Below are 12,949 nucleotides of genomic sequence, written 5' to 3' on the forward strand. Positions count from 1 at the left end.
AAAGATTATTTATAATAAAGTGCACATTACAATTACATTATGGCCCCGTAGCTCAGGGGATAGAGCGTTGGTTTCCTAAACCATGCGTCGCAGGTTCGAATCCTGCCGGGGCCGTTTAAAAACTCTTGCTGAGGCAAGAGTTTTTATTTTTTCTATATCTCTTATACAACATTAAACGTAACCATCCGATACATATGATGTCTGACATCTTAAGACAATTACATTACATATTAAGGAGAGTTTCACTTGAAGAAAAGTCTTTTAGTTGTTTTGGCATGCTTTGCTTTCATTTTGAGTGCATGTGGCACGAAAGAAGAAGCGAAAGCATCTTCAGAGCAAAAGAGTATCGGTCTGGTTGTGACACAAAGTGGATTAGGGGATGAGTCCTTTAGTGATTCAGCATTTAAGGGGCTAGAACGTGCACGCGATGAAGAAGGTATTCTATTTGATTATCGTGAGCCGCTTGAAGGTGAACATGAAAAGCATATGGCAGAATTGATTCAGGAAGGCCATGATCTCATTATTGGGTTAAGTTTCCGTTCACAAGCTGCTATGGAAGCTTTAGCTGAAAAGTATCCAGAGCAAGAGTTTGTATTAATCGATTCCGTTTCAGATTATGACAATATAACATCCATTACATTCAAAGAAGATGAAGGTAGTAAGCTTATAGGTTTAATTGCTGGAATGCGAACGGAGAGTAATACCGTCGGGTTTATCGGTGGAGAAGATATTCCTGTAGTACAAAACTTTGAAAAGGGTTTTCGAGAAGGTGTGAAGCAAGCCAATCCGGATGCAGAAGTATTAGTGAATTACACAAACACATTTGAAGATGATGAAAAAGGTGCTGAAGTAGCTCGGAAACAAATTGAGGAAGGCGCAGATTTTGTTTTCCCTGCAGCAGGTTTTTCGGGGATTGGTGCATTAAAAGAAACTCAAGCACAAGGCAAATATGCTTTTGGTGTGGATAGTGATCAGTATTATTTAGCTGAAGATGCAATCGTAACATCCATGCTTAAACGAGTGGATATTGCTTTATATGATATGGCGAAACGGTTAAAGAGTAATCAAGAATTTACTGGAGAGCATATTGAGCTTGGTTTAGAACAAGGTGGAGTAGGACTCGCTCCAATACGTATTATTCAATTAACAAGCGATGAACAAGCTATTTTAGATAAAGCAAAGGGAAAGGGGGAGTAGAACATGTCGATTGGAAAGCGAATTATTTTATTTTCATCCATTCCATTAGTTATTAGTCTACTTCTCATTGGCTTTATCATTTCGCAAATGGTGGATTTACAGAGATCCTCAAGCAATGAAGTAGAGCTTTTGCTAACAGCAGAAACGTTAAATGGAGACATTATATCAGCTGAACAATCATTAAATCATTATTCTTCAAATGCTTCTGAAGGGAACAAGATAGCAGCACTATCAGCTGTACAAAAAATCCAAACTGACCTCAATGATTTAAAAGGTCAATTGAAAACGGATGATCAAATGCACTGGTTTGAACGCATAAGTACTAAGTATGAAAAGCTATCATCCACAGCTCAAGAAGCTTTACAGTCAAATGATGTTAATGAAGTTAAACGTCAGGCTGCTCGAACAGGTGGGATTTTAAATGATGTGTTCATGTTAAACCGTTCTGCAAATCAATGGTATGAAAAAGAGATAGCACAACGAAAAGCGGATATTGAGCAACTCATATGGTTTACAGTCATAGCAAGTGCTGTACTCATTGTTTTATCCGTTATTGCATCAGGTATCTTAACTAGAAAAACAGCAACACCTATTCAGAAGTTAGCCGAAAAAGCTAATCGAGTTGCTGAGGGAGATCTTACTGTTGAAATACAAGAGACCAAAACTCGAAAAGATGAGATTGGTCAATTAGAGTCAGCCTTTCAATATATGATGACGAGTTTAACAGATACGATTAAGTCGATTGAAACGATGAACCGTGAAGTCAATGAATTCAGTGAAGACCTAACTAGAGAAGTGAATATGTTAACGGAAGGGTCCAAACAAGTCGCTTCATCTACAGAAGAACTGGCTCAAGGGAGTCAATCCATCTCCTCTGATATTCAAGAATCTAGTTCATTAATCGATAACATGGCAAGCGATTTCGAAGCTAATGTGGAGGCGACAAAGCAATCTAGAACACAAAGTCGTGATGCGTTACAGTCTGTTAATCAAGGTCAAGAATCCTTATCTAACCAACGCCAAATCGTAGATGAAAGTGTTCAATCTATGAAACAAGTAGAGGATTCTGTTCAATCATTTGTTCAGTACACTGATGAGATAGAAAATACTGTTCAACTCGTAAATGAAATCGCAGAACAGACGAATTTACTAGCCCTTAACGCAGCTATCGAAGCAGCTCGAGCAGGTGAACATGGTAAAGGTTTCGCGGTAGTAGCAGAGGAAGTTCGTAAACTAGCAGATGAATCGACGAAGGCTACAAAACAAATTTTTGAAATGGTTCAGCATATCCAAAATGGAGTAATCAACATCCAAGAGGTAACTGAACGTTCTATGAAATTGTCTCAAGATCAACAGCAATCGATGGAGCATACAGAAGGTGCATTTTCTCATATTGATAAACAGGTATCTGTTATTCATGAAGAGTTAGAGACCCTTGCTGAAGGTGTTGAAAAGTCTAACTCTATAGCTGCACAAATATCAGCTGCCCAACAAAATATTAGTGCTGTGACTGAAGAAACCGCTGCAAGCACAGAAGAAATTCATGCATCCACTGAACAACAGCAACGTTCATTTGAGACTGTTCAAGATAAAGTGCAAAGCTTACGTGAATTGATTACGAATCTCGATGATCAGTTGAAGAAATTTAAGGTTTAAAAATTCAGTAACGAAACACGTTTCAAAAAGAAAACTGGACAGATAAGGATCTTAATTGCAGGTCCGTACCTGTCCAGTTTTTATATTATTTACTCTCAACAAAACGCTCTACAATAGGTGTATTCGTACGTTCGACTAAGTAGAGTATTTTACTGCGATAATCCCGGAACTCCGGTTCATAAGGGATCACAAACTCTTCTCCACTTTTGGTTATAAAGATATGTTCTTTATAAACCTCCATGTTATTTTCCCTAGTAACAATCTGTTCAACTTTTGAAAAGTCATCCCAATTGAGATCTCTCTGACTGAGTTCGAATGTTTTATTATAGTGAAGTCCTTTATCATCAAAGAAATAATAATTGTTAGCAGCGTAAACATAACAAACAACTGAGATTATAAAGGATAATAAGATAAGCCACGGTCCTGTTTGTTTTCCGATATCCTCGCGTTTAGAACGAATCATTTCATCAAGTGTCAGAAACATACTTAATAAAAACAATCCACTAAACCCTAATATATAAGCAGAAAAAGGTGCTCGGAAGAACCAATGACTCTTAGAAAAGTGAAAAACGTCATGGAGTAAAATTACAAATACGAATGGCATAAAAAAACTACTAATAAAACTGATCACAATAAAGCTAATTTTTAATGGCTTTGTATCGTACCCTATCATTTTTTGCATCGAATTAATCCCCCTGAAATTTTCTGCTCTCTATATTCAACATTTTAGAAAATTTAACCATTTTTACTCATTATAATGAAAATGCACAAGAAAGAAAATCCTAATCTTAAATTTTAAAAATTCTTAGCATGTATAAAATCTATGAAAAAAGAAATAATGGATGCTATCTATACTGCCGAGGAGGGCTATATATGGCAGGTGAAGAGAAATATAGTCGTAGAGAGTTTTTGCGTAAAAGTGGCTATGCTGCAGGTGGATTAGTAGGTGGAGGATTAATTGCTAGTTTAATAACGAAACAAGTCATGGAAGAGGATCCGAAAACAAAACCTTCTGATCCGAATTTATCGAGTGATCATTTTAACGATGCGTTTATGTTTTTCACAAATCGTGATGACTTTCGTGTTCTTGCTGCATGCTGTGAGCGAATTTTTCCTGATGATGAAAACGGCCCTGGTGCGATTCGATTAGGGGTTCCTTTCTATATTGATCATCAATTAGCTGGTCCGTGGGGAAATAACACAAAAGAATACATGCAGGGTCCATTTTATAAAGGTCAACCGACACAAGGGTATCAATCTCGCTTAAATCGTGGCGAGATCTTTAGGCAAGGTATTCAAAAAATAAAAGTCATAAGTCAAAAGGAATATCAAAAGAGTTTTCAAGAGTTAGAAGCGGAACAACAAGACAACATTCTGTCAGCATTTGCTCAGAATAAAGTGAACATGTCAGGTACAAGTTCAGCAGAGTTTTTTGAGCTCATGCGTGCAGCCACTATTGAAGGGGTATATGCAGATCCCATGTATGGTGGAAACCGAAACATGGAGGGCTGGAAAATGAAAGATTTCCCGGGAGCTCAAATGGCTTATATCCGTCAGATTCAGAGCGATCAATTCATAGAAATGGAACCACAAAGTTTACACAATATGTTGAATAAGTAAGATAGGAGGATGCTGTATTGCCGAAAACATTACCAAAAGTTGACGTTGTAACAGTGGGCGTTGGTTGGACAGGTGGAATTTTAGCAGCTGAATTAGCTAGGAATGGAATGAAAGTGGTTGGTCTTGAACGTGGAAAGGAACGTACAACAGCAGATTATTTACATGGGCATGATGAACTTCGATATGCATTGAGGTATGAACTCATGCAAGATGTATCCAAGGAAACCATTACATTTCGAAACAACCGTGGTCAACTGGCTCTGCCTATGAGACAATTAGGTTCTTTTCTTTTAGGAGAGAATCTAGGGGGAGCAGGTGTCCACTGGAACGGACAAACGTACCGCTTCTTTCCATATGATTTTGAAATTAAATCTAGGACCGAAGAGAAATATGGAAAAGGAAAAATAAAAAAAGGTTATCTCGTGCAGGATTGGGGCATTACCTACGATGAGATGGAGCCTTACTATGATCAGTTTGAAAAGGCTTGTGGTATTTCTGGCGAGGAAAACCCTATGGCGGGAAAACGCAGTAATCCTTATCCGACTCCTCCAATGAAAAGTACACCGATTTTAGAAAAGTTTACAAAGGCGACGAAAGAATTAGGTTACAAACCGTATCGAATCCCGTCTGCGAATCTATCAGAAACTTATCGAAACCAATATGATCAACAAATTAATGCTTGTCAGTATTGCGCTTTTTGTGAGCGATTTGGGTGTGAGTATGGGGCCAAATCTGATCCTGTTGTATCGGTTATTCCAGCTGCAAAGAAAACCGGTAACTACGAGATACGCTATCATTCTAATGTAACCGAGGTTCTTTATGATGGAGAGAAGGCTACGGGTGTAAAATATATAGATGTTTATAGTGGTGAAGAATTTATACAGCCTGCTGAAGTTGTGGCCCTAACATCTTACGTGATGAACAATGTGAAGTTCTTGCTAATGTCTAATATCGGAGAGCAATATAATCCGAATACAGGACGAGGTGTCGTTGGACGAAGCTATTGTTATCAAATTCTACCAGGTGCTACGGGGTTTTACGATGAAGAGCAGTTCAATTCCTTTATGGGGGCAGGAGCATTAGGTACATCGATAAACGATTTTTACGGTGATAACTTTGATCACTCAGACCTTGATTTTATCCACGGTGGTGTCATTTCAATTACTCAAACAGGGAAACGACCGATCGCGAACAATCCAACTCCACCAGATACACCAAGATGGGGGAAAGAATTTAAAAGGAATTCGATAAAGTATTACACACGAACCTTATCTTTAGGCTCACAAGGTGCATCACTTCCTCATCGAGACAACTATCTTGACCTTGATCCCACTTATAAGGATGCATACGGCTTGCCTCTTCTAAGGATGACGTACAATTTTACGGATCAAGATAAAAAGCTTCATAAATATTTAACAAAAAAGACAGCTGAAATATCAGAGAAGATGGGAGCATCCAAAACCGTTCCTCATCCAGAGCTTACGGATTATAGCATTGTGCCATACCAGACAACACATAATACAGGTGGAGCTATTATGGGAGAGGATCCTAATACTTCTGCAGTGAATAGTTATTTACAGCACTGGGATGCAGATAATCTATTTGTTGTGGGAGCCAGCGCTTTTCCACACAACGGTGGAGTGAATCCGACTGACACTGTGGGAGCTTTAGCATATAGAGCAGCTGAAGGGATCAAGAAGTACCGGAAAAACGGAGGATTATTAGTGTGAAAAAAGGGACCTACATTGATTGTAGATCCCTTCTTTGTCTTTATTAAGAAATAACTTCTGCACCTGTTGAAGTTGAATGCTTTTCTTTCTTGGCTATTTTTACAAGCAGGTAAGCAATTGGTGTATCTACTACAGCTACAAGGAACTTAAATGCGTACTGCGTTCCAATCATTCCAAGGATCAAGCTCCATGGGAGACCAAAGAAAGCAATCGTGATAAATACAGTAGTATCTAACAACTGACTGGTCATCGTGGATAAGTTGTTACGCAACCATAATTTATTGTTACCATGCTTAGCTTTCAATTTATGAAATATCCAAACATCCGTATTTTGACTGACAAGATAAGAGATAAGACTGGCTAGCATCACTTGAAAACTACCACCAAGGATTGTTTCAAATTCAGCCTGTTTATCAAAAGTAGCATCCGGAGCGGCTGGAAGGGCAATGGCGATCATAATAAAAATCATAGCTACAATCTGTGTTAAAAATCCAGCTTTTACAGTTTTCTTTGCTGTTTCTTTTCCATAAACTTCTCCAATAACGTCTGTCACTAAATACGTTACAACATATACGATTACTGCTGCAGGTAGGACAAAGTCACCTACGCTAAAAAGCTTCACGCCTAGAATATTGGATAAAATGAGCAACCCAACAAACAATGCGTTTAAATACATTAACAAATTGATCTCTCTCCTTTGCGGGGGAGGAGGTTGTTCTAGCAAACCCTCTTAACGATTATCAATCGTTTCTGGATACATATCGTGGTTCATCATACGGTGCTCAGCCATTTTTTCATACTTCGTGTCTGGCTTACCATAGTTGCAATACGGGTCAATGGAAATACCGCCTCGTGGTGTGAATTTCCCCCATACCTCTATATAGCGAGGATCCATCAATTCAATAAGGTCGTTCATTATGATGTTTACGCTATCCTCATGGAAATCTCCATGGTTACGGAAACTGAAAAGGTATAGCTTAAGGGATTTACTTTCCACCATTTTTTCATCTGGAATATAACTGATATAGATCGTTGCAAAATCAGGTTGACCTGTTTTCGGACAAAGTGTCGTAAATTCAGGGCAGTTAAATTTCACAAAGTAATCACGGTATGGGTGCTGGTTATCGAAACTTTCAAGGATTTCAGGATTGTATTCAAAGCTATAAGGTGTTCCCTGATTTCCAAGAAGTGTTACATCGGTTAGTTCTTCATCTTTTCTTCCTGCCATGGTGTTTTCACCTCTGTTGGTTTATATTATTGCATTAAAAAAAGCCATTCCTAAGGAGATGGCATACGTGTCGTCCCTTAGTTTTTTATAGAGGGTTGAGCTAGAACCTCTCCCGATTTAAACGGAATTTATGATTAAAATTGTATCCATTTGTTTGCGTTTTTATTATATCCCCCCTTCCTATACCTGTCAACAGACCTCGGTGCTCGCTTAGCACGTTCAAATGTTTAGTGAACTTAAACACGAGGAAAGGACCCTTACCATCATGAAGGAGGGAAATGGAATGCAAACACATAAACTTTATATTGATGGACAATATGTTGAATCTACTGGAAACGAAACTATAGATGTTATCAATCCTGCTACAGAAGAAGTTATATCGAATACACCTAAAGGAACTGAGGAAGATGTGGAAAAGGCCGTACAAGCTGCGTTAAAAGCCCAAAAAGAATGGGAACAGACCCCTGCGATCAAAAGAGGGATGGCTGTTCGCTATATGGGTGACAAAATTGAGGAGAAACGAGATACCTTTATAGAGCTTTTACAACAAGAACAAGGCAAAGATTATGAGTTAGCTAGCGGTGAAGTGGATTTAGCAATTGACTACTTCCGTTATATGTCGGAATGGGCCCGCCGTATTGAAGGAGAAATTGTGCCAAGCGACCGACCAAATGAAAACATCTTAATCTATAAAAAGCCAATCGGAGTCGTTGCTGGCATTGTACCGTGGAACTTTCCTGTATTTATTTTAGCTAGAAAAGTAGCAACAGCACTTGTTACAGGTTGTTCCATTGTTCTTAAACCAAGTCAACAAACTCCAAATACAGCTGCAGAATTCACTAAAATTATAGATTCGATGGAACTTCCTTCAGGACTGTACAACTATATTACAGGTACAGGTGGCACAATTGGTCATGCACTAGCCTCTCACGAAAACGTGCATATGATCTCTATGACGGGAAGTGTAGGAGCTGGAACCAAAGTAATGGAAGCAGCAGCCCAAAATATTACAAAGGTAAACCTGGAGCTTGGAGGAAAGGCACCAGCAATCGTAACGGCTAATGCAGATATTGAAACAGCCGTGGAGAATATAAAAATTTCACGCTTAGCCAATAATGGACAAGCATGTACGAATGCAGAGCGTGTCTATGTGCATGAATCACTAAAGGATCAGTTTGTAAATCGATTGAAAGAGGAGTTCCAGAATCAATCAATTGATGCCCCACTGAAAAACCAACAGGCTGATGTAGGACCGCTTATCAGTGAAGACCGTCTGCAAGAGGTTGATGAGATGGTGCAAAATGCACTTAAGGAGGGTGCAAACCTCATTACAGGTGGAAAGCGTAAAGAAAATACTAGTGGTTTCTTCTATGAGCCAACGATTCTAACAAATGTGAAGCAAGATATGGAGATTATTCAAGAGGAGATTTTCGGTCCCGTTATCCCTGTAATGACCTTCTCAACGATTGATGAAGCAATTGAACTGGGAAATGACACAGATTATGGACTCTCATCTAGTGTCTATACACAAGATCTTAGTGAGGCCATGCGTGTCGTAAATGAACTGAAATTTGGTGAAACATACGTAAACCGTGAAAACTTTGAAGCGGTACAAGGTTATCACCAGGGTATGCGTAAATCAGGACTTGGCGGTGCTGATGGCAAGCACGGAATGGAAGATTTTCTAGTAACCCAAGTTGTGTATATGGATTACAATACGAATAAGAAATAATAAGAATAGAGCTCTGGTTATCGGGGCTCTTTTTTTATTCTGTGAACAAACTATATGAAATAATCGATGATACTAGGAGACTAATCATAGAGAAGAAAATGCCAATTCATATTTTATAGTGTGAATTCTAACTTTTTCCTATTTAATAATATCTTTTCACTTTAAAAAACATAATAAATCCTCTAAAATAGATAGTAATTCACTAAATTTTTTAAAAATTTTAATAAGTGTTTAGCATTGTGCATAGGTTTGTATGGATGCTAAAAAATTTTGCGTTATCTGAAATCGTTTACAATCTTTATGGACGAGGTGATCTGATGAATATGCAACGCATCGAAACAATGGCAGGAAACTACAACCTAGAAAACTACGAAGAAATGTACAAAAATTTTAACTGGGAAGAAGTGAAGAAGGAGTTCAGCTGGTATGACTCTGGTAAGGTGAATATCGCTTACGAAACAATTGACCGACATGCTGAGAATCCAAAAAAAGCTGATCAAACAGCCCTTATCTATACGGCACCTGATCGTGAAGAAAAACTTACTTTCTCTGAGTTAAAGCAAAAAAGTAACCAGTTTGCGAACGTTCTAAAGAAGCATGATATTGAAAAAGGCGACCGCGTCTTTCTATTCATGCCACGCAGTCCGGAATTCTACATGTCCTTCCTTGGAATTCTAAAGGTCGGCGCAATTGCAGGACCACTTTTTGAAGCCTTTATGGAACAAGCTGTTCGTGATCGTTTAGAAGATAGTGAAGCAAAAATGCTCATCACTACACCTGAATTATTAGATCGCGTTCCAGTAGGTGAACTTCCAAATCTTGAGAAAATTGTTCTTGTTGGGGACACAAATTCAAGTGATCATATTGATTTTTATAAGGAAATGGAGCAGGCATCTAAGAGTTTTGATATTGAGTGGGTGGATTTAGAAGATGGTATGCTTCTCCACTATACGTCTGGTTCCACAGGTAAACCAAAAGGGGTTTATCATGTTCATAATGCCATGTTACAGCATTACCAAACTGCTAAGTGGGTCCTTGACCTTCAAAAAGATGATATCTATTGGTGTACAGCAGATCCGGGCTGGGTAACTGGAACAAGTTACGGTATTTTCGGTCCATGGTTAAATGGTGTAACAAACGTTATTGTTGGTGGACGCTTCAGTCCTGAAAACTGGTATAAAACCCTTCAGGATTATAAGGTTACCGTTTGGTATTCTGCTCCAACCGCTTTCCGTAAGTTAATGAGTGCTGGAGGAGATGCTGTGAAGCCATTTGATATTTCAAACCTTCGCCATATCCTAAGTGTTGGTGAGCCGCTAAACCCTGAGGTTATTGCATGGGGAATGGATGCCTTCAAACTACGTATCCATGATACATGGTGGATGACGGAAACAGGTGCACAGCTCATTTGTAACTACCCAGCGCTTGATATGAAGCCAGGTTCAATGGGTAAACCATTCCCGGGAATCACAGCTTCTATCATTGATAATGAAGGAAATGAACTTCCTCCTAATCAAATGGGGAACTTAGCTATTAAAGCGCCTTGGCCATCTATGATGCGTGCAATCTGGAAGCGTCCTGAAAAGTATGAGAGCTATTTCCTAAACGGTTGGTACGTTTCTGGAGACAGTGCTTATAAGGATGAAGAAGGTTACTTCTGGTTCCAGGGTCGTTTGGATGATGTAATCAATACATCTGGTGAGCGCGTAGGACCGTTTGAAGTTGAATCTAAATTAATTGAACATGAGGCTGTAGCTGAAGCAGGAGTTATCGGAAAGCCTGATCCTGAGCGCGGAGAAATTATTAAGGCATTCATCACGTTAAACGATGGATATAATAAATCTGATGAATTACTTGAAGATATTCGTCAATACGTGAAAAAAGGCTTAAGTGCCCATGCAGCTCCACGTGAGATTGAAGTTGCCGATACGATTCCAAAAACACGTAGTGGTAAAATTATGCGTCGTCTTCTTAAGTCATGGGAGCTTGGTCTTCCAACAGGTGACACATCAACATTAGAAGAATAATTGAGTTAAAAAAGAAAGACTACTGGCCCCTGAGCTAGTAGTCTTTTTCTTATTTCGTTATTCAGTAATATGGTTCCGTTACGTTTATGCAGTTCAGCGGGCTGTGGAACGGGTTGCTTTCCCCGGAAGACCGATCGAGCTTCCTCGTCACTACGTTCCTGCGGGATCTCGCTCGCCCTTTATCCCTTCACTCCGCTAATGTTAAGGTTTTCATAACATTGTGGTACGATTATTGTAGAAATCGACACAGCGAAAACATTAGGGGAAGTGAAATAATGGAACAACAGAAGAACATGTATGATCTGATCGGGGTTGGCGTAGGTCCATTTAATCTTAGCTTGGCTGCTCTATTAGATGAGCAAGAAGAAGTAGATACGCTATTTTTTGAGCAGACACCTAAATTCGATTGGCACCCTGGGATGTTAATTGAAGGAACCAAAATGCAGGTGCCATTTTTAGCTGACTTGGTTACAATGGCAAATCCAAAAAGTCATTATAGCTTTTTAAATTATATAAGTGAGCATGATCGCATGTATCAATTTTATTTCTTACAGCGTCTAGATATTCCTCGTCGTGAATACAATGACTATTGTCAGTGGGTAGCGGGGCAATTAGAAAGCTGTCGTTTTGGTAAGAGAGTGACGAATGTAGGTCATGTTGAGGGAGATGAATCCTACTTTGAGGTCGAAGTGCTGGACCTAGAAACGGAAGAAATAAAGACATACCACTCACGTCATTTGATCTTAGGAACAGGCACATCACCTACGATGCCTGGTTCCGCTCAAGACTTACCTTCAAATGATGTCTTCCACACATCACAATTCATAGAGCATCAGGAACGTTGTCGTGAAGCAAAATCCATTACGGTTGTAGGTTCTGGTCAGAGTGCAGCGGAGACCTTCCGAGAGTTATTAAAAGAACAACGTGATTGTGGTTATAGACTAGATTGGATTACACGTTCTCCTGGTTTTGCCTCCATGGAGGAATCGAAGCTAAACCTTGAGCATTTTTCACCTGATTATGTAAACTATTTCTATAGTCTTCCTCAGGAGAAGAAAGATGAGATATTTGCTACCCAAGGCTTATATTATAAAGGCATTAGCAATCACACCATAACAGACATCTATAATTTATTATATGAGTATTCTGTTGGTCATGAAGAGTCGGATGTTGGACTCCAAGTACTATCGGAGTTAAATGATATCAAGCCAAACGAGGATGGTGGATACACACTTGAGTGTCGCCAATGGCAATCTGATGACCGCTTCACTCATGAAAGTGATGTTGTCATAATGGCAACAGGTTATCGTCCAAATGTACCCGAGTTCATTCATGACCTAGGTTCTTATTTACAGTGGGATGAGGAAGGGCGCTATAAAGTTGAAGCTGACTATCGCCTTGAAACATCAGAGTCGACTCCAAATGAAATTTATGTTCACAGTGGCATTTCTCATACTCATGGTGTTGGTTCCACAAACCTAGGACTAGCTGTTCATCGTAATAAAGTGATCATTAATCATTTATTGGGGAGAGATGTATATTCTCTTCCGAAGAAAAGTATATTTCAATCATTTCAAGTCCGTTAAAAAAGAGAGGATTTCCTCTCTTTTTTAATAAGTAATAGAAAGATGTAAATCATAAATGACTAGCTCCAGCGCCCATCGTTGCTAAATGAGTGCTGGAGCTTTTCTTATTAAGGAAAGGCATTTCCCAGTGCATGCTTTTTTACCTAGAATCTTTTAACTAGAAATTTTACTAC

General features: G+C 39.1%; 10 protein-coding genes, 1 tRNA gene and 1 riboswitch. Of the genes, 8 read left to right on the plus strand and 3 right to left on the minus strand.

The window, feature by feature from the left end; all coding sequences use genetic code 11:
• Positions 1–41: 41 nt before the first annotated feature.
• From GS400_RS00105 to GS400_RS00115, 3 genes are all read left to right on the plus strand, one after another.
• A tRNA-Arg gene (locus GS400_RS00105) sits at positions 42–114 on the plus strand.
• Between the two features lie 132 nt (positions 115–246).
• The gene (locus GS400_RS00110) at positions 247–1,197 is read left to right on the plus strand and encodes a BMP family lipoprotein (RefSeq protein WP_160098077.1); all 951 of its coding nucleotides are present in this window, start codon (positions 247–249) and stop codon (positions 1,195–1,197) included.
• Between the two features lie 3 nt (positions 1,198–1,200).
• Positions 1,201–2,853, plus strand: a complete 1,653-nt coding sequence (locus GS400_RS00115; protein WP_160098079.1) for a methyl-accepting chemotaxis protein — start codon at positions 1,201–1,203, stop codon at positions 2,851–2,853.
• Positions 2,854–2,938: 85 nt separating this feature from the next.
• Here the strand turns inward: GS400_RS00115 and GS400_RS00120 are convergent, their stop codons facing one another.
• The gene (locus GS400_RS00120; protein ID WP_160098081.1) at positions 2,939–3,535 is read right to left on the minus strand and encodes a hypothetical protein; all 597 of its coding nucleotides are present in this window, start codon (positions 3,533–3,535) and stop codon (positions 2,939–2,941) included.
• 191 nt (positions 3,536–3,726) lie between these two features.
• On the opposite strand from GS400_RS00120, the gene GS400_RS00125 reads away from it, so the two are divergent.
• Complete coding sequence (locus GS400_RS00125) at positions 3,727–4,473, plus strand: gluconate 2-dehydrogenase subunit 3 family protein (RefSeq protein ID WP_160098083.1); 747 nt, start codon at positions 3,727–3,729, stop codon at positions 4,471–4,473.
• A gap of 17 nt (positions 4,474–4,490) precedes the next feature.
• Positions 4,491–6,203, plus strand: a complete 1,713-nt coding sequence (locus tag GS400_RS00130) for a GMC family oxidoreductase (RefSeq protein WP_160098085.1) — start codon at positions 4,491–4,493, stop codon at positions 6,201–6,203.
• A 43-nt stretch (positions 6,204–6,246) separates the two neighbouring features.
• Here the strand turns inward: GS400_RS00130 and GS400_RS00135 are convergent, their stop codons facing one another.
• A complete protein-coding gene (locus tag GS400_RS00135; RefSeq protein ID WP_160098087.1) occupies positions 6,247–6,885 on the minus strand; it encodes a queuosine precursor transporter in 639 nt (212 codons plus the stop codon).
• 48 nt (positions 6,886–6,933) lie between these two features.
• Positions 6,934–7,431: a preQ(1) synthase gene (queF, locus tag GS400_RS00140; protein ID WP_160098089.1), complete on the minus strand. Its 498-nt coding sequence runs from the start codon at positions 7,429–7,431 to the stop codon at positions 6,934–6,936.
• A gap of 71 nt (positions 7,432–7,502) precedes the next feature.
• Positions 7,503–7,547, minus strand: a riboswitch (PreQ1 riboswitch).
• Between the two features lie 167 nt (positions 7,548–7,714).
• Between queF and aldA the strand changes: the two genes are divergently transcribed.
• The 3 genes from aldA (at position 7,715) to GS400_RS00155 (ending at position 12,776) form a co-directional block, all read left to right on the plus strand.
• On the plus strand, positions 7,715–9,163 hold the full coding sequence (aldA, locus tag GS400_RS00145; protein ID WP_160098091.1) for an aldehyde dehydrogenase: 1,449 nt from the start codon (positions 7,715–7,717) through the stop codon (positions 9,161–9,163).
• 317 nt (positions 9,164–9,480) lie between these two features.
• Positions 9,481–11,190, plus strand: coding sequence for an acetate--CoA ligase (gene acsA / locus GS400_RS00150; RefSeq protein WP_160104473.1), 1,710 nt, complete (start codon positions 9,481–9,483; stop codon positions 11,188–11,190).
• Positions 11,191–11,465: 275 nt separating this feature from the next.
• The gene (locus tag GS400_RS00155) at positions 11,466–12,776 is read left to right on the plus strand and encodes a lysine N(6)-hydroxylase/L-ornithine N(5)-oxygenase family protein (protein ID WP_160098093.1); all 1,311 of its coding nucleotides are present in this window, start codon (positions 11,466–11,468) and stop codon (positions 12,774–12,776) included.
• The last annotated feature ends 173 nt before the right edge of the window (positions 12,777–12,949 follow it).

Origin of the sequence: Pontibacillus sp. HMF3514 (genome assembly GCF_009858175.1) — a bacterium.
Taxonomy (GTDB): domain Bacteria; phylum Bacillota; class Bacilli; order Bacillales; family BH030062; genus Pontibacillus.